Below are 16,701 nucleotides of genomic sequence, written 5' to 3'. Positions count from 1 at the left end.
GCTCTTTACCAAGGAGCATGCGACACCAACTGGCCGCTGAAAAAGCCCCAGGCGATCAAGCCGACGGTGACGGCGGCCAAGGCGACACGAATCGCCAGGGCGATGGCCAGTCGATTGGAACTGCTGTCGTCCTTGACCAGAAAAAACAGGCCGCTGAACAGGCTGGCAATCGTGGCGATCAGCATCAGGGCGATGGCTGCTTTGAGCATTAGGGACACTCCGGGGGGACGCGATGCACGTGAGTATAGCTATCCCGTTCGACAGCTTTCGGGCGACGCCATGAAAGGCTTCCGGCCGGGCATCGTGCCGTCATTGGTGGTGGCCGTGCTGGTGCCAGTGATGGTGTGCCTGGGGTTCTGGCAACTGAGCCGGGGCGAACAGAAGCGTGTGCTCATGGACACTTACGCCGAGCGCCGCGTGGCGGCGCCGATGGACAGCAGCGAGCTGGCGCACACCTCGGACCCGGCCTTTCGACCGGTCACGCTGCAAGGCCAGTTCGACGCCGAGCACAGCATCCTGCTGGATAACCGCCAGCACGGCGGCAAGGTCGGCGTCGAATTGCTGCAACCGTTCCTCGACCACCGCACCGGGCTGTGGCTGCTGGTCAATCGCGGCTGGCTGCCCTGGCCGGACCGGCGCATCCCGCCGGTCTTCAACACCCCGGAACAACCCGTGAGCCTTCAGGCCTGGGTCTACGTCGCACCCGGCGCCACCTTCCAACTTCACGCCGACCCGGCCGGTGCACCCTGGCCGCGACTGGTCACCGCCATCGAGCCGGACAAGCTCTGGGCCGACCTCGACCGCAACGGCTTCGCCTATGAATTACGCCAACAAAGCGGCCCCGGCGCCTACCGGACCGATTGGCCGGTGGTGGCCATGGGGCCGGAAAAACACCTCGGCTATGCCGTGCAGTGGTTCGCCATGGCGGCGGCGCTGTTCGGCCTGTTCCTTTATCTCGGATGGCACAACGCAGGGAGACACCATGGGAAACACCATGAATCCAACCAACACGTCTGACGCGCCCGACGCACGCAGCCGTCGCAAGGGGCGCGTGCAATTGCTGTTGATCGTGCTGGGCGTGATCGGCCCGATGATCCTCGCCACCGGCATGTACAAATTCCAGTTCTGGGTGCCCGACAGTCGCAGCTACCACGGCGAACTGATCGGCACCGGCCAGACCCGCGCCGAGATTGGCGTACAAGCCGATGAGCAACGCTGGCAGATCCTGGTCACCGCGCCGCAGGAGTGCTCGGTGGACTGCCGCCAATTGGTCTATCTGGCGCGGCAGGTGCAGATCGGCCTGGGACGCGACGCCGGCCGCGCCAGCCATGCCCTGGCCATCGCGCAGCCGCTGGACAGCGAGTACGACGCCCAACTGCAACGCGAGTACCCGCAACTGCAACGTTATCCACTGGACCTGCCGGCGTATCAGAAAGGCGCCCAAGGCTCCGGCGGCGCCCAACTGTGGATCATCGATCCCCACAGCAACCTGGTGCTGCGCTACGACGCCAGGGTCAAGGGCAAGGACCTGCTCAACGACCTGCGCCACCTGCTGAAACTGTCGAACATCGGATGAGGGCATCGACATGGCCAAACCTGGATTTCGCCTCGCGCTGTTTGCCACGCTGCTGGCACTGATCGTCGTCCTGCTGGGCGCCTACACCCGGCTCACCCACGCCGGCCTCGGTTGCCCGGACTGGCCCGGTTGCTACGGCTTCATCAGCGTGCCCAAGAGCGAAGCCCAACTGGCCCATGCCGAGCTGCATTTCCCCGACACCCCGGTGGAAGCCCACAAAGGCTGGAACGAGATGGTCCATCGCTACTTTGCCGGGGCCCTGGGGCTGATGATTACCGCCCTGGCCGCTCGAGCCTGGATGAACCGTCGCCGCCCCGGCCAGCCTTTGAAATTGCCGCTGTTCTTGCTGGCCGTGGTCTTCGCCCAGGCAGCGTTCGGCATGTGGACCGTGACCCTCAAGCTCTGGCCGCAGGTGGTCACCGGGCATCTGCTGGGCGGGTTCGCGACGTTGAGCCTGCTGTTCCTGCTGACGCTGAGATTGTCTGGCGTATTACCCGCGCTGACCGTGCCCAAGCGCCTGCAACATTGGGCCACCGCCGGACTGCTGTTGGTGATCGGCCAGATTGCCCTGGGAGGTTGGGTCAGCTCCAACTACGCCGCCGTGGCCTGCATCGACTTCCCCACCTGCCACGGCCAATGGCTGCCGCCGGCGGATTTTGCCAACGGCTTCCACCTGACCCAGCACATCGGCCCCAACTATCTCGGCGGGCAACTGGACAGTGACGCCCGCACCGCCATTCACCTGACCCACCGCATCGGCGCCTTGCTGGTGACCGTGGTGCTGCTGGGCCTGGCCTGGCAATTGAAGAGCGTCGGCATGACCCGGCTCGCCGGGCTGGTGCTGGCAGCATTGGCGGCACAGATCACCCTGGGCATCAGCAACGTGCTGTTCCATCTGCCGTTGCCAGTGGCCGTCGCCCACAACGCCGGGGGCGCCGCGTTGTTGCTGACCCTGGTATTGGTCAACTATCACGCCCGTACCAGCCTGGTCCGGGTCAAGCATCAGGTCCCGCTGCGCTGGCGCTTCAACCCGCATAAACACAGCGTCAGCCCTATAACAATAAAAGGAGAGATGCCATGGCAACCCTGACCGGTGAACGCCACAGCCAAGCGATCTGGCGCGATTACCTGGAGCTGACCAAGCCGAAAGTGGTGGTGTTGATGCTGATCACCTCGCTGGTCGGCATGTTCCTCGCCACCCGTGCCGGCGTGCCATGGACCGTCCTGGTGTTCGGCAACCTCGGCATCGCCCTGTGTGCCGGCGGGGCGGCGGCGGTCAACCATGTGGTGGACCGGCGCATCGACGCGGTGATGGCGCGCACCCACAAGCGGCCATTGGCCGAGGGCCGGGTCTCGCCGGCCGCCGCACTGACCTTCGCCCTGGCCCTGGCGGTGGCCGGCCAAGCCATGCTGCTGGCCTTCACCAACCCGCTGACGGCCTGGCTGACCCTGGCCTCGTTGCTGGGGTATGCGGTGGTCTACACCGGTTTCCTGAAACGGGCGACGCCGCAGAACATCGTCATCGGCGGCCTCGCCGGCGCCGCGCCGCCACTGCTGGGCTGGGTCGCGGCCACCGGGCATGTCAGCGCCGAACCGCTGTTGCTGGTGCTGATCATCTTCGCCTGGACCCCGCCGCACTTCTGGGCCCTGGCGATTCACCGCAAGGAGGAATACGCCAAGGCCGACATCCCGATGCTGCCGGTGACCCACGGCGAGCACTACACCAAGATCCATATCTTGCTGTACACCTTGGTGCTGCTGGCGGTGAGCCTGATGCCGTTCGTGATCCAGATGAGCGGGATGCTGTACCTGATTTGCGCACTGGTGCTGGGTGCCCGGTTCCTGCAATGGGCCGTGGTGTTGTACCGTGGCAGTCGGCCGCACGCGGCGATCAACACCTTCAAGTACTCTATCTGGTACTTGTTCCTGCTGTTCATCGCCCTGCTCGTTGATCACTACTTACTGTTGAGCCTATGACTCGAACCCAGAAAACCGTCTTCATCCTCGCGGCCGTGATCGCAGTGATCCTCGGCCTGACCATCAACAAAGTGCTGTCCAGCAAAGGCCAGGGCGACCCGACCGCGTTGATCGACGCCGGCATCATCCTGCTGCCCCAGAGCCGCAACCTGCCGGACGTGAAAATGACCGACCAGGATGGCCAGCCCGTGGCGATGGACGGGTTGAAAGACAAATGGAGCCTGCTGTTCTTCGGCTACACCTTCTGCCCGGACATCTGCCCCACCACCCTCGCCCAACTGCGCCAGATCAAAAGCGAACTGCCGCCCGAGGCGGTGGCCAAGTTGCAGATCGTACTGGTGAGCGTCGACCCGAACCGCGACACGCCCAAGCAACTCAAGCAGTACCTGGGTTACTTCGACCCGCAATTCAAAGGCCTGACCGCTTCATCAGTGGAAGACCTGCAGAAACTGGCGAATGCGGTGAGCATCCCGTTCATCCCGGCGGACACCAGCAAGCCCAACTACACAGTTGACCACAGCGGCAACCTCGCCGTGATCGGCCCGGACGGTACTCAGCGTGGGTTTATTCGGGCGCCGTTGAATAATCAGAAGTTGGTGGCGCAGTTGCCGGAGATGCTCAAGCGGAAATAAGGCCAAGGCGAGGCCGCCTGCTCTCTGCAGCCTGGGGCATCAGTGGGAATACAGATCCCCTGTGGGAGCGAGCTTGCTCGCGATGACGCCAGCCCAGACACCACCCGTGGCGAGGGAGCTTGCTCCCGCTCGGCTGCGCAGCAGTCGCAAAACCAGACGATGCGGTTTACCTAAAATAATGCAGGGGCCTGCTGCGCAGGCCAGCGGGAGCAAGCTCCCTCGCCACAGGGGTTAGTGTCGAGCCGAATATCCAGCCCAACGCCACGTACTGTGGGAGCGAGCTTGCTCGCGATGACGCCAGCCCAGACACCCCCCGTGGCGAGGAAGCTTGCTCCCGCTCGGCTGCGCAGCAGTCGCAAAGCCGGACGATGCGGTTTGCCTGGAAAAATGCAGGGGCCTGCTGCGCAGGCCAGCGGGAGCAAGCTCCCTCGCCACAGAGGTTAGTGTCGAACCGAACATCCAGCCCAACGCCACGTACTGTGGGAGCGAGCTTGCTCGCGAAAGCGGCGGGTCAGCTTGCATCAATATTGAATGTGACACCCTCTTCGCGAGCAAGCTCGCTCCCACACCGGGCGGTGGCGAACACAACATCCGCAACACCCCGATCCCCTGTGGGAGCGAGCTTGCTCGCGATGACGCCAGCCCAGACACCGCCCGTGGCGAGGGAGCTTGCTCGCGATGACGCCAGCCCAGACACCACCCGTGGCGAGGGAGCTTGCTCCCGCTCGGCTGCGCAGCAGCCGCAAAACCAGACGATGCGGTTTACCTGAAATAATGCAGAAGCCTGCTGCGCAGGCCAGCGGGAGCAAGCTCCCTCGCCACAGAGGGTTGGGTTCCCCTCTTCAGTCTCGATATTCCAAGCCTTCCTCAAATGAATAGTTAGAAATCGATAGTCCCCGAAAACTTCACCAACCGCGGATCCCCCTGCGAAAGGTAGCCGCCGTTCGCCGAGGCCCAGTAGTTCTTATCGGTAATGTTTTCCACGTTGACGCGCAACGTCAGGTCTTTCTCCACGAATTTCATCTTATAACGTGCGCCAGCGTCGAACCGGTTCCAGGTCGGCAAGCTCAGGTTGTTGGCCTGGTCAGCGTACTGCCCGCCCGTGCGCAACATCCTCGCGCTGAGCGCGGCACCTTCGATACCCGGGACATCCCAATCCACGCTGGCATTGAGCTGAAACGTCGGCACGCCGATGGCGTGGTTGCCATCGTTGAGGCCGCCCGCGGTGTTTTTCAGTTCGGACGTCATGCGGGTACCGCCGGCCATTAACCGGAGGCCTTCGATGGGCTCGCCGAATACGCTGATCTCCAGCCCCTTGTTGACCTGCTCACCATCACGCACATAGAGGTTCAGCGCGTTGTCGACGTAACCATCGGACGGTTTCTCGATGCGGAAAACACCCACGTTGGCACCGAAGGTTTGCATGTCCAGCTTGATGCCCGCTTCCAACTGTTTTGTGCGGCCAGGGGGAAAGGCTTGGCCCAGGTTGGTGATGCCTGAACCGGACGCCACTGGCCCTTTTGCAAGGCCTTCGATTCGGTTGGCGTAGAGCGACACGCTCTCCACAGGCTTGTAGACGATGCCGTAGACCGGCGTGGTAACGGCTTCATCGTAGAGCGTACTACGGCTGCCATCGTTTGCTGGATTGGCGGCACCGTTTGAAGTGGTGCCATCGTACTTGTAGTTTTCGACACGCAACTGCTGACGACGAACACCATAAGTGACCAGCAACTTGTCATCGAACAAACCCACCGTGTCGGAAATCGCCAGGCTACGGTTGCGGGTTTTGCCGGTCACCCCGGGATCGCCCATTTCACCGCCGGTGCTGGACACCGCCGTCGGCTTGGGAAGCTTCGGAGTGTCGTAAATATTGCTGTTGCCGATAACGGGACGATAGAACGTGTAGGCGTTTTCCTGCTCGGTCCAGATCGTTGAGCCGCCGATCGCAACCTGGTGGGAGACAGGGCCCGTGTTGAAGCGCCCGTTCAACCCGCCACTGAACGATGTGTTGTCTTCATTGTGAGGAATTTCCGAGCCGCCAATCGTCGCTACGCCGTTATTGCCGACCAGTGTCGGTGTGGCGTAGACCCCTGTTTCTCGGGTGTGCTTTACACCGCCAGCCAGGTAGGCGGTCCAGTTTTCGTTCAAATCCCAATCGCCACGAACCATGCCGAAGGTGTCTTCGGTTTCGGAGTAAGTCCAGTCCTGGCCAAAATTGTGGCTCGCGTGCGGAGCCGTGGGAATGCGGGTGGCGCTGCCGATATTCACCGAGTTACGCAGGCCGTTGATACGCTGTTTCTGGTAGCCGAAATCGGTGGAGAGGCGGAAGTCATCACCTCGATAGTCCAAGCCCGCCACGAACAACTTGGTGCGCTGATCCTGATTGTCGATCGCTGTATCACCTTCCCGCTGGCTCAGGTTCAACCGGGCGCCAAACCGATTGTCCTCGCCGAATCGCTGCCCAATATCCAAATGCTCGCCAATGCGGCCATCGGTGCTGATGTCCTGGGTATAACGACGCGTCGGGACATCCTCCGCGCGTTTAGGCTGCAGGTTGACGCCGCCCCCCAAGCCCGAGCCCGTCGGGCTGACACCGTTGATAAACGCGTTGGGGCCCTTGAACACTTCGACACGCTCGATCGCATCCGTCGACAGAATTTGACGCGGTAAAACGCCGTACAGCCCGTTGTAGGAAATGTCGTCGCTGGCAAGCGGCAGGCCTCGAATCACGAACACCTGGGATTGGTTACCAAATCCATAGGATTGACGCACCGACGGATCATTGAGCAGCACATCACCCACATCTTCCGCTTGTTGATCTTCAATCAACTGCGAGGTGTAGCTCGTCATCACGAACGGGACATCCATGTTGTCCTGATTGCCCAGCACCCCCATCTGGCCTCCGCTCGCCACCTGCCCACCCGCATAGGGCGTTGGTAGCGTGTTGGAGTTGGTTTTGATCGCATCGGCAGTAACGTCGGTCACGCCCAATTCAATGGGCTCTGCCGCCTGGGCAAGGAAACTGACTGAGCAGCACGCGGCGAGCAACGTAAGGCGAGAGGGAAATAGCATGGGGTGATTACCTGCGGGGAAACGGAAGCCAGTACAGCTAATGCTAATGATTCGCAGATAGATTAGCTATAGCCACTTGGTGCGCAGCTCAGCAGATGAGTAAGGACAACGGCACGACCTGGACAGTCGGCCGAGGCTCGCAATTGCGCGTCGCGGATGTGGATCGCCGGTTCGGACGCACGGGCTCTATGAGTGCTGCGCACTCAAGCGGGAGCAAGCTCCCTCACCACGGCGAGTTCGCGAAAAGGCGCGAAAAGGGGATTAAATAAGACTCAACAAATCATTCCATTTAGCCCACTCATAAACTCCAGGCCTACGATAGTCACACTCCTGATGAAAATAACCAAACATCCCACCCGCCAACTGAACCCTTATAAAACTTGGTACATCCAGCGCAAATCTAGTCCTAAACATAGTGGAAGGTGATGGCGCTTGATACCAGCAAAAACGGTAATTTATTACCGTATAGTGAGGCGTGTAAAACTGTTCTGGCAACAGCCCCGACCCCAGTTCGAATTCTTTATAACGGCGTTCCGCGAGGGTTTTCTTGTACCGTTTAAAAGTCATCCAATCTTGCTCACCAGCGATACGATGGATATATTCATAGGTATTAATAATCGCCTGAATTATGATATTGGTACCGCGATCCCAAAATTTATTCGCAACATCAGTAGGATCATTCAGGTAAACCTCACCGCTTGGATCCAAAAGAAACTGAAAATCGTTGAAATACTGACCTTTCTCGAACATCAGATCCCAGGCGCTGAGAAGTTGACAAAGTGTCTCGCCATGAATAGCTAAAGCATCCTTACTGCGCGGGCAAGGTGTTGCCATGTCAGGATTGATATAGTCCGTCAGATGTTTTTTGTAACCGATAATTGTTTTGCTATCAACACAGCCGTTAACACGGTCCATGATAATCTGAATTCTGCCGCGATGAATTCGCAAATCATGCAGTACTGTGCGCAACCCCATGGCCCCCATCTTAACCATGGCATTGTACTCCTTCGAAGTTCCACCGACTTTCGCACCACCGTCCTTCATCAATACACCTGGATGTTCCTTGACGAGATATACGCTATTTGTACCCCCCTTGCCAATTTGCAGACCACGGGTAATCTGGCTTGGAATAAAAGCTGGCAACTGAGCTAGAAGACGAAATGTAGAATTTGAAGAAAGGGCCCAATGCACAGCATCAAACGAAAGAAAGTGTCCTTGACTATCCCCTCCCGTCTGCAACGACATCTTGTCCCGCCAGACAGTCAGCACCAGCCTGGAAGTTTGCTGATCGGTAAACATTATTTCGGTCAGTTCTTCAATGGTTAAAAAATGCAACACCATAAGTTTGATATTTTCAGGCAGAGAAGACCAGCTCATCGTCATGCTCCTTGCGTGAATGCCTTAGCGATGGGGTGCTTAAGGTATATCTCACAAAACTCGATTACGCGAACCCGCATTAAGTGATGAACCCGGGGCAATTTCGCGGCTGCATAGGGCGAAGCGTTGTAGGGCAAAACGAATAAATCGATCGTTCCAACGCTCCTGCGTGGGAATGTCGCCAGGGGCGCTCCGCGTTCCGCTTCTGGAAGCTGACGCAGAGCGTCACGAAATTCATTACCACGCAGAGCGTGGGAACGATCAAACGAAAAAACCCGGCCTCCAACGCCGGGTTTTTGGTTTTTCTCGAAGACCAACGGATGAGGGTCAGTCATCCCGCTTTACGAGATCATCCTTTGGAACTGGCCTGCGCCGCTTCAACGATCAGCTCTGCAACCTTCCCCGGATTGGACGTCATCACCACATGGGAAGCCCCTTGAACGGTGACGGTCTTTTTCGAGCCAGCGCGTTCGGCCATGAACTTCAGGGCCGCCTCGGGGATGTTCTTGTCCGCCGAGCCGTAGATGAACCAGGACGGCAGTTTTTTCCAGGCCGGGTCGCCAGACGCTTCCTTCAAGGCCGCCTCGCTGATGGGGCGTTGTGTCGCAGCCATCAGCGCGGAATCAGCCGCTGGAACGTCGGCGGCAAATTGTTGGCCGAATTTGTCCTGCTGGATGTAGAGATCCTTATTGCCATCGTCCAACTGCACCGGAGCCGCCAAGGTCGGGCCAAGGGTGCCGCCAGGGTAGCGACCGGACAGTTCGATGGCGGTTTCGCCTTTGTCCGGCGCGAAGGCTGCGACGTAGACAAGCCCCTTGACCTTGGGGTTGTTGTGCACGGCGTTAGTGATCACGGCGCCGCCGTAGGAATGACCCACCAGGATCACCGGGCCGGCGGTTTGCTCGACGATATCGGCGACATAATCAGCGTCCTGCTTCACGCCCCGCAGCGGGTTGGCCGCGGCAACGACCGGATAACCCTGGGTCAGCAACTGGGCGGCAACGCCATTCCAGCTGGACGATTCGGCGAAGGCGCCATGCACCAGCACGATGGTGGGCTTGGTGGTGTCGGGTTGCGCGGCGGTTGCGTTTTGAACGGATGTGAGTGCCAGCGCAGCGGTGATGGTGACGGCCAACAGCGATTTAATAGTGAGCATGATCATTCCTTTTTTCATCGATTAGTGGGGTGACGCTGCAGCGATGGGTTCACTTGGCCAGGAAATCCAACAGATCCTGGTTGAGGCGGTCCTTGTGGGTGTCGGTCAGGCCGTGGGGCGCACCCCGATAGACGATCAACTCGGCGTCCTGCACAAGCTCGGCGGCGGCATGGGCGGAGGCGTCAATCGGGACGATCTGGTCGTCGTCGCCATGTACGATCAGTGTCGGCACGTCGAACTTGGCCAGGTCGGCGCGGAAGTCCGTTGCCGAGAACGCCGCGATGCAGTCATAGGTATTCTTGTGGCCCGCTTGCATGCCCTGCACCCAGAACGAATCGATCAGCCCCTGGGAGACGTTCGCCCCGTCGCGATTGAAGCCGAAGAACGGGCCAGACGCGATGTCGCGATACAGCTGCGAGCGGTTGTCCAGCGAGGCCTTGCGCAGGCCGTCGAACACCTCGATCGGCAGGCCGCCTGGGTAGTCTTCGGTCTGGAGCATCATCGGCGGAACGGCGCTGATCAGTGCGGCCTTCTTCACCCGATCGGTGCCGTGGCGGCCGATGTAGCGGGTGATTTCCCCACCACCGGTTGAGAAACCCACCAGGGTGACGTCGTTAAGGTCCAGGGTGTTGATCACAGCGGCCAGGTCATCGGCATAGTGATCCATGTCGTTGCCTTCCCACGGCTGGCTGGAACGGCCATGGCCGCGGCGGTCGTGGGCGATGACCCGATAGCCTTGGTCCGCCAGGAACAACATCTGCGATTCCCAGCTATCGGAATTCAGCGGCCAGCCATGGCTGAAGGTGACGACTGGCCCATCTTTCGGACCCCAGTCCTTGTAATAGAGCTGTACGCCATCCGGGGTGGTGATGTAGCTGGCTGCTTGAGCGAGGGAGGACTGGGTATTCATGGCAAGATCTCCTTAGGTCATGGCTCGCCACCGGGGATCCGATGGCGACTTGATGGGGAGCATTCTTGCAGCGGCATGTATACCGGAAATGTTCGACACCCGGCCGTTATGCGTTGTTTTGAGTCTGTAGATGGGCTGGATACAGTGGCTTACAAATGCATGCCACTGATCCAGCAAGAGCGGCCTACTGATCGCCGCCGAAGTCGAGGGTCACGCAAAGCCCGCCGCCGTCGCGGTTGCGCAGGCTCAGCGTTCCACCAATCGCGACGGTCAACTGCTGGGCGATGGCAAGGCCCAGGCCGGTGCCGCCGGAGCTGCGGTTGCGTGAGCTTTCCACCCGATAGAACGGCTTGACCACCTCAGCCAGGATTTCCTCGGGAATGCCCGGCCCTCGGTCAAGCACACTGATGGATACGCCGGTGCTCGCATGGCCGCCAATTTCCACCTCGGCGGTGCCGGCATACTTCAGCGCGTTATCCACCAGATTCACCAAAATACGCCGCAGGGCATGGGGCCTTGTCTCGATGATCGCGCCGTTCTGGCCGCGCAGGCTGACCTCGCGACCGGTGTCCTGGTAGTCGCACACCAGGCTGTCGAGAAAAGAATCCAGACTGATGCGGCAACTGGTTTCCGTCGCACCGTGGACACTGCGGGCATAAGCGACGCCCTCGCGCACCAGATGCTCGATTTCGTTCAGGTCGTTGCCCAGTTTGTCTTTTTCGACCGAGTCGTCCATGAATTCGGCGCGCAGCTTCATGCGCGTGATGGGCGTCTGCAAGTCATGGGAAATCGCCGCGAGCAATTGCATGCGCTCTTTCAGGTAAGCAGCAATGCGCGCCTGCATGCTGTTAAAGGCGCGGGCGGCGTAGGCCACTTCCCGTGGACCGGTTTCATCCAACGGCACGGGATGGGCGTTCGGGTCGAGGTTCTCGACCGCCTCGGCCAGGCGACTGAGCGGGCGTATGGCGATGCGCACGGCCAGCCAGGTGCAGCCGATCATCAACAGCAACTGACCGAACAGGACAAAGGGCAGCCAGGGCGACAACGGCCTGACCGAGGGACGCACATCGATGGTCACCGGGCTGCCGTCAGCCAGTCGCACCTGGGCTTGGAAATGCTGGCGCGGCCCCGGGATCTCGACAATGGTCAGGTCATAGTTGCGGCCCAGCGAGACTTGCAGGGATTGCGCCGCCGTCGCCGCGAGATCGTTGGAAGTGAGCGGAATGCCAGGATCATGCTCGCGCAGCAAATAGTCATAGTTGCGACGCTGCAGGCGTTTGGTCCATGCCAGGCGCTCGTCGGCAGGCAGGCGGTCGAGGATGGCGATGGACGTCGCCGTGTCGTGTTCGAAGTTGCCCAACATCGCCGTCTTGGTGCTTTCGTAGCGTTCGTAGTATTGGGCCGCGAACGTAAGAGCCTGGGCGAGTATCAGACCGACCAGGAACACCAGCCACAGGCGCGAGGCCAGCGTGCGAGGCCATTGAAACGGGAGTTTCATGCCTGCTCCTCAAGCATTTCCACCGCAAAGGTAAAGACGTAGCCTTCATTGCGCACCGTCTTCAAGTAGAGCGGCTCGCGGGCGTCATCCAGCAAGCGCTGACGCACGCGGCTGACCAGCAGATCAATGGAACGGTCGAAGATGTCCGCGTCACGGCCCTGGGTCAGGTTGAGCAACTGGTCGCGACTCAGCACCCGCTGAGGATGATCGAGAAACACCCGCAGCAGCCGGTACTCGGCGCCGCTCAGCGAGACCAGCGTGTCGTCTTCATCGAGCAGATGGCGAGCGGTGGTGTCGAGGCGCCAGCGGCCGAACTTCAGCATCCGGCCGCTTTCGCTGACGACAAAGTTCGGCGGCAGCATGCGCGTGCGCCGCAGCACCGCGTTGATGCGCGCAAGCAGCTCCCGGGCCGCGAAGGGTTTGGCCAGGTAATCATCGGCACCCATTTCCAGGCCAATGATGCGGTCGGTCTCGTCGCTGCGCGCCGTCAGCATCAGCACCGGTGTCGCCTTATGCTTGCCGGCGCGCAATTCGCGGCACAACAGCAGCCCGTCATCCCCCGGCATCATGATGTCGAGCACGATCAAGTCCACCTGATTGGCTTCGAGAAAGGCCCGCATCTGACGCCCATCGGCAACCACGGTGGTGCGCAAACCATTCTTCACCAAGTAGTTGCCGACCAGCTCCCTGATTTCCCGATCATCATCCACGATCAATACGTGATCGACATGTTCCATGCCCTGCTCTCCGAAATGCGCGCATCGATTTGCGCAGTGTGACGATGCCGTGTTGCCGGTTGGCGACGCACCGTGCGTTCAGCTTATCCAGCCTTGAATCAAGCCAGCGCCAAGCAAAAACAGTGGCGATTGTATCGATCTGTATCGCAATTCACCTCAGATACGTACGTATCCAATCACGGCGTTTTTCGACACAGCCGAGATACCTCACGGGCCTTTAATGAGCGCCATCCAACTCATTGAAGGGAAACAACCATGAACCTGAAAACCATCGCAACGGCTTGCCTGATCACCGCCCTGAGCGCCGGCGCATTACCCGCCTTGGCCCAAGACAAAGCCGCCAGCGAAAGCTATTCCTACGGCACGCACCTGGACATCGACAAAGTGATCTCGCTGACTGAAGACAGTGGCCAGACTTGCGGGTTGGTGAATGCGCAAATCATCTACCTTGATTCGATGGGTGAGGAGAAAGCCCTGACGTATCTCAAGCACGCGGCCAGCTGTAACAACGAAGGGAGCTGAGGCGTGGCTCAGCGGTGAGTTCGATTTCCCAGGCCGCCGCAAATCCCTTTGTGGGAGCGGGCTTGCTCGCGAATACGGTGGATCAGCTTGCATCAATGCTGAATGTGCCAACGCCTTCGCGAGCAAGCCCGCTCCCACACTTTTTTCGGTGGTGTTCATAAATACTGTGTGCCACACAAAACCCTGTGGGAGCGAGCTTGCTCGCGATGAAATCACCCCAATTCCAGCACAGAACACCCCACCCAAATCGCCAAAAAACCTCTCTCCTACAGCCCTCACCTACATTCTCTATCAAGCTACGCATCCTTGCGCCTTTGCCTACAACTACGCCAGAATCCGCCCGCTTGTGCGCCTTGTCCCGGGGTTCTATTGTCTTCCTGCCACTGCCCATCAGTGGTCGGGTTTAGTAGCCCGGATGACATCCGGTTGCATGAGTCTCATCAGTTAGGCTTCCGCCTGCACTCGATGGTGGCTGTGCGCATGGCGCCCTCGGGCGCGCCGGTTTTAGGTATGTCACCGGTCTACTAACCTGCGCACAGCCGCCACCCTATCGTTTAGTAGCGAAATGGTTGCGGCCTAACTGAGAAGACATACCTATGTTCAAAATAACTCCGAATCCGCCAGAAGCAGATTCCACCTCTACATCCGCAAAATCCAAAGCCAAGCAGCAAGACGAAACCACTAAACGGGTGCTCGATCACTACTTGCTACCGAAACCGGATAAATCCAAAGACGACCCCAAACCGGGGCAGCTGTATGCCGTCGTGAAAGGCCTCGATAACGAATGTCTGCTTGCCAACCTCACTGAGACGTTGGCTTCGGCTGATGCGATGGTGAGTGATCTGGCGTTTGATCTGGAGGGATCGAGGCGGCACGTGGCGCAGGGGATACAGCAGTTGATTGAGTTGAGTTCGTTGTTGGCGAATCGGGTGTTGGATAACGTGGAGCCGCGGCAGTAGGATTTTTCCCAAATGAAAAAACCCGACGTTTTGCGTCGGGTTTCTTCCATCCGTGGAAACAGATGATATTTTCTGAATATCCTAGAATCGTTTCCCCATGGCCCCCAAGGGTTCTTTCTAGCGATAAGCCGCAAACGGGCTAAAAGCGGACGGACGGTGTGTTATGTATATGAATCCCCTTTTTGCTCCTGCAATCGCATAGCGGCTTAGACAGAAAAGACACAGCAAACTGATCGCATGCATTCGCTGGATAATTGGGAGTGTCATCGCCAAAACTTCCACCAAGGACGAACTCGTTCCTCATCCATCGTTGTGCTTGTCTGCGTGTAAACAGCAGTTGCGATCGCGTGAGTCTGCGCCGCCATCTCATCTAACCAATCTTGAGGCCCGATCCAATGATCGTGAACTGCCTCCAGAAACTCTCGATCCAAAGGCAGCTCGGAGGCATCGCCAACGACCGTACTGAAAGCCTCGCATTTTGGACACCATGCCGTGGTCTCAGTAAACCGTGTCACATCAGAAGAAGGAAATACCGCATAGCAACCAAAGCAAGCGCAATCGTTGCTAATGAGGATTTCTGCCTGATTGCGGTTCGCATGATCATGCGCGCTGTAAGTATCGGGCATTCATACCTCCATCGCAGTGCGCCATATTAGTTGAGCAGCGATCATAAGGCAGTCAGGCGATTAAGCTGCTCTGGCGAAGGAAATCCTAGTGTCCGATAGCGAGGTGGATAGCCAGCGTCTGTAGTCAGCAGATCGCCAAGCTCGGATTCAAGTTCGCCCCAGGGAACGGTTTTGACTGTCGGTTCCCCACCCTGAACGGGTTCAACCAACGCGACGCGATCCGTCTTGGGCAATAGGGTCAGCACACCTTTTGTCCAAGCGCTCATCGATACGGTTTTGCCGTTCTGGTCAGCCAGCTCGTAGAGATGGTACGAGGCAACAAACACATCGACGCCCGTTTCCAGATTGACCTTATCGAGCAACTCTTTCTGATTACTGTAACTACCCTGGAGCAGCAGATGTTCCAGCTTGGCCAGACGGTTATTGACCCCTTCATCATCAGGGTGAAATGGGACGATATCGCGCCCGTCATAGGTATAAATGTCGGTGGAGACTGCCCTGCCCCTCTCAAGCGCTATGAAGCTAAGCTCGACCATCTGACGGATGCCTTGCTCATCCTTGTCGCCCGTGACCATCAAGACGTCACGACTGGGGATCATGAACACCGGTCGACCTTTAACTGATGCGCGATGTAGAACATCTGGCAACAAGACTCTGCTGCTGTCGTATCCGTCCGCCCACTGCGCGGCGTAGAGCCCAGGGATAATCTCATCAAAGGCCTCGTGCGTAGCATCGCGCAAGTTCTCAATGGAGATCGCCACTGCCTCATCCATTGTGACACCCCACTGCGCTTCAGGGCCCCTCGTAAGGGTGGCGGTGGACTCGGGCGAGTCGACGGCAAGCATAATCACACAGTCGCGACCCAAGGACCGATAAACGACATCGTGCGGCTTATCGCCACCATTTCTGGCGTGCTCCAGTCGAACTTCTTCAAGCATGGCAAGATTTCGAATCACCGGACGTAAGTGTGCTTTCACGTTTTCAAAGACCGTCCCGGTTCTCTGGCCAGACGCCAACAGAGTCGATACGTACCCATTCAAAATTGCGACCTTCTGGGTCTTGTCTCCATTTTGATAGTCGCGAAAGGCGTTATGAAGATTGAAGTACGAACCATTGTTATGACGGATGCGAAACTCGCTAGTCTGAAAGTCCATGGCCTCGCTGTAGCCAGCCTTGCGGGCTGACTCGATAAATTTTTTGGCAAATCCTTCCTGAGTCAGAGGACGACTGAGGATTTTGTCGAGCAGGGATTGGAGCATGCACAGGATCCTTCGTGTCAGCAGGCATTTGTAAACAGGGTGGGTTGGAAAAAAGGAATTTATTCCAGATAGTAAGTCGATAGTAAGTCGGCCGGCACGTTTTCTCTGGCCTAGCCCGAAGCGGGCACGAGCACTAAGCTCCTCATTAAGCGGACGTCACATTAGAAAAGGAGTGATAGCTGTGCTGTATCCATTACGCACGCCAGAAGAAAAGAAGCCACCACATTGGGATTTGCGTGCGCAGCCTTCGCACTCTGGCACATGAAATAAGGGGACGGATTTATTTTCCGTAGATTTGCCCTTCAATAACACTCGCAATGGATGCTTGCTCCTGCTTCTCCACCTGCTGTGGGCCAAGCCAGGACCTGACCACCGCACCTCCAAGCCACATATCCCCGCG

General features: G+C 58.7%; 16 protein-coding genes. 7 read left to right on the top strand and 9 right to left on the bottom strand.

Features of this window, described 5'->3' with window-relative positions:
- Positions 1–5: 5 nt before the first annotated feature.
- Positions 6–209 (bottom strand): twin transmembrane helix small protein, encoded by a 204-nt coding sequence (locus ACLH0I_RS01380; protein ID WP_186708284.1) that lies wholly within the window; start codon positions 207–209, stop codon positions 6–8.
- A 70-nt stretch (positions 210–279) separates the two neighbouring features.
- Here ACLH0I_RS01380 and ACLH0I_RS01375 point away from each other — a divergent pair, with 70 nt between their 5' ends.
- Genes ACLH0I_RS01375 through ACLH0I_RS01355 form a run of 5 tightly spaced genes read left to right on the top strand, consistent with a single transcriptional unit; the run spans position 280 to position 4,185 of the window.
- Positions 280–1,017, top strand: a complete 738-nt coding sequence (locus tag ACLH0I_RS01375; protein ID WP_250961520.1) for an SURF1 family protein — start codon at positions 280–282, stop codon at positions 1,015–1,017.
- Positions 983–1,576, top strand: coding sequence for a hypothetical protein (locus tag ACLH0I_RS01370; RefSeq protein ID WP_411386099.1), 594 nt, complete (start codon positions 983–985; stop codon positions 1,574–1,576). Before ACLH0I_RS01375 ends, ACLH0I_RS01370 begins: the two co-directional genes overlap by 35 nt.
- A gap of 10 nt (positions 1,577–1,586) precedes the next feature.
- The gene (locus ACLH0I_RS01365) at positions 1,587–2,666 is read left to right on the top strand and encodes a COX15/CtaA family protein (RefSeq protein ID WP_411386098.1); all 1,080 of its coding nucleotides are present in this window, start codon (positions 1,587–1,589) and stop codon (positions 2,664–2,666) included.
- Positions 2,654–3,553 (top strand): heme o synthase, encoded by a 900-nt coding sequence (gene cyoE / locus ACLH0I_RS01360; RefSeq protein ID WP_018600879.1) that lies wholly within the window; start codon positions 2,654–2,656, stop codon positions 3,551–3,553. The genes ACLH0I_RS01365 and cyoE overlap by 13 nt, the downstream gene beginning before the upstream one ends.
- Positions 3,550–4,185: an SCO family protein gene (locus ACLH0I_RS01355; RefSeq protein ID WP_411386097.1), complete on the top strand. Its 636-nt coding sequence runs from the start codon at positions 3,550–3,552 to the stop codon at positions 4,183–4,185. Before cyoE ends, ACLH0I_RS01355 begins: the two co-directional genes overlap by 4 nt.
- Positions 4,186–5,064: 879 nt before the next feature.
- Here the strand turns inward: ACLH0I_RS01355 and ACLH0I_RS01350 are convergent.
- The 6 genes from ACLH0I_RS01350 to ACLH0I_RS01325 all read right to left on the bottom strand — a co-directional run bounded on the left by ACLH0I_RS01350 (position 5,065) and on the right by ACLH0I_RS01325 (position 12,935).
- Positions 5,065–7,257 (bottom strand): TonB-dependent receptor, encoded by a 2,193-nt coding sequence (locus tag ACLH0I_RS01350; protein ID WP_411386096.1) that lies wholly within the window; start codon positions 7,255–7,257, stop codon positions 5,065–5,067.
- Positions 7,258–7,518: 261 nt separating this feature from the next.
- Positions 7,519–8,634 carry a hypothetical protein gene (locus tag ACLH0I_RS01345; RefSeq protein ID WP_411386095.1) on the bottom strand — a complete coding sequence of 372 codons (1,116 nt, stop codon included), beginning with the start codon at positions 8,632–8,634 and terminating at the stop codon, positions 7,519–7,521.
- A gap of 349 nt (positions 8,635–8,983) precedes the next feature.
- Positions 8,984–9,796, bottom strand: coding sequence for an alpha/beta fold hydrolase (locus ACLH0I_RS01340; protein ID WP_411386094.1), 813 nt, complete (start codon positions 9,794–9,796; stop codon positions 8,984–8,986).
- Positions 9,797–9,839: 43 nt separating this feature from the next.
- Positions 9,840–10,700, bottom strand: coding sequence for an alpha/beta fold hydrolase (locus ACLH0I_RS01335; RefSeq protein WP_411386093.1), 861 nt, complete (start codon positions 10,698–10,700; stop codon positions 9,840–9,842).
- A gap of 184 nt (positions 10,701–10,884) precedes the next feature.
- A complete protein-coding gene (locus ACLH0I_RS01330) occupies positions 10,885–12,198 on the bottom strand; it encodes an ATP-binding protein (protein WP_411386092.1) in 1,314 nt (437 codons plus the stop codon).
- A complete protein-coding gene (locus tag ACLH0I_RS01325) occupies positions 12,195–12,935 on the bottom strand; it encodes a response regulator (RefSeq protein WP_018600898.1) in 741 nt (246 codons plus the stop codon). The genes ACLH0I_RS01330 and ACLH0I_RS01325 overlap by 4 nt, the downstream gene beginning before the upstream one ends.
- A gap of 255 nt (positions 12,936–13,190) precedes the next feature.
- Between ACLH0I_RS01325 and ACLH0I_RS01320 the strand changes: the two genes are divergently transcribed.
- Together ACLH0I_RS01320 and ACLH0I_RS01315 are read left to right on the top strand one after the other, a co-directional pair.
- A complete protein-coding gene (locus ACLH0I_RS01320) occupies positions 13,191–13,457 on the top strand; it encodes a DUF2790 domain-containing protein (RefSeq protein WP_411386091.1) in 267 nt (88 codons plus the stop codon).
- A gap of 596 nt (positions 13,458–14,053) precedes the next feature.
- Positions 14,054–14,416 (top strand): DUF6124 family protein, encoded by a 363-nt coding sequence (locus ACLH0I_RS01315; RefSeq protein WP_250961532.1) that lies wholly within the window; start codon positions 14,054–14,056, stop codon positions 14,414–14,416.
- 263 nt (positions 14,417–14,679) lie between these two features.
- Here ACLH0I_RS01315 and ACLH0I_RS01310 read toward each other — a convergent pair whose 3' ends face one another.
- Both ACLH0I_RS01310 and ACLH0I_RS01305 read right to left on the bottom strand, forming a co-directional pair.
- A complete protein-coding gene (locus ACLH0I_RS01310) occupies positions 14,680–15,042 on the bottom strand; it encodes a hypothetical protein (protein ID WP_250961533.1) in 363 nt (120 codons plus the stop codon).
- Between the two features lie 41 nt (positions 15,043–15,083).
- Positions 15,084–16,301, bottom strand: a complete 1,218-nt coding sequence (locus ACLH0I_RS01305; protein WP_250961534.1) for a DUF1444 family protein — start codon at positions 16,299–16,301, stop codon at positions 15,084–15,086.
- Positions 16,302–16,701: the final 400 nt, after the last annotated feature.

Source organism: Pseudomonas sp. MPB03 (assembly GCF_046605385.1).
Taxonomy (GTDB): domain Bacteria; phylum Pseudomonadota; class Gammaproteobacteria; order Pseudomonadales; family Pseudomonadaceae; genus Aquipseudomonas; species Aquipseudomonas zanjanensis.
The sequence above is the reverse complement of the archived record's forward strand: the minus strand, read 5'-3'. Positions and strand labels throughout refer to the sequence as shown.

Bases quoted from the DNA above. Each gene is read 5' to 3' on its own strand.
- cyoE (WP_018600879.1), top strand. From the start codon at position 2,654: ATGGCAACCCTGACCGGTGAACGCCACAGCCAAGCGATCTGGCGCGAT.
- ACLH0I_RS01325 (WP_018600898.1), bottom strand. From the start codon at position 12,935: ATGGAACATGTCGATCACGTATTGATCGTGGATGATGATCGGGAAATC.
- ACLH0I_RS01380 (WP_186708284.1), bottom strand. From the start codon at position 209: ATGCTCAAAGCAGCCATCGCCCTGATGCTGATCGCCACGATTGCCAGC.
- ACLH0I_RS01375 (WP_250961520.1), top strand. From the start codon at position 280: ATGAAAGGCTTCCGGCCGGGCATCGTGCCGTCATTGGTGGTGGCCGTG.
- ACLH0I_RS01350 (WP_411386096.1), bottom strand. From the start codon at position 7,257: ATGCTATTTCCCTCTCGCCTTACGTTGCTCGCCGCGTGCTGCTCAGTC.
- ACLH0I_RS01340 (WP_411386094.1), bottom strand. From the start codon at position 9,796: ATGATCATGCTCACTATTAAATCGCTGTTGGCCGTCACCATCACCGCT.
- ACLH0I_RS01370 (WP_411386099.1), top strand. From the start codon at position 983: ATGGGAAACACCATGAATCCAACCAACACGTCTGACGCGCCCGACGCA.
- ACLH0I_RS01305 (WP_250961534.1), bottom strand. From the start codon at position 16,301: ATGCTCCAATCCCTGCTCGACAAAATCCTCAGTCGTCCTCTGACTCAG.
- ACLH0I_RS01320 (WP_411386091.1), top strand. From the start codon at position 13,191: ATGAACCTGAAAACCATCGCAACGGCTTGCCTGATCACCGCCCTGAGC.
- ACLH0I_RS01335 (WP_411386093.1), bottom strand. From the start codon at position 10,700: ATGAATACCCAGTCCTCCCTCGCTCAAGCAGCCAGCTACATCACCACC.
- ACLH0I_RS01315 (WP_250961532.1), top strand. From the start codon at position 14,054: ATGTTCAAAATAACTCCGAATCCGCCAGAAGCAGATTCCACCTCTACA.
- ACLH0I_RS01365 (WP_411386098.1), top strand. From the start codon at position 1,587: ATGGCCAAACCTGGATTTCGCCTCGCGCTGTTTGCCACGCTGCTGGCA.
- ACLH0I_RS01330 (WP_411386092.1), bottom strand. From the start codon at position 12,198: ATGAAACTCCCGTTTCAATGGCCTCGCACGCTGGCCTCGCGCCTGTGG.
- ACLH0I_RS01310 (WP_250961533.1), bottom strand. From the start codon at position 15,042: ATGCCCGATACTTACAGCGCGCATGATCATGCGAACCGCAATCAGGCA.
- ACLH0I_RS01355 (WP_411386097.1), top strand. From the start codon at position 3,550: ATGACTCGAACCCAGAAAACCGTCTTCATCCTCGCGGCCGTGATCGCA.
- ACLH0I_RS01345 (WP_411386095.1), bottom strand. From the start codon at position 8,634: ATGAGCTGGTCTTCTCTGCCTGAAAATATCAAACTTATGGTGTTGCAT.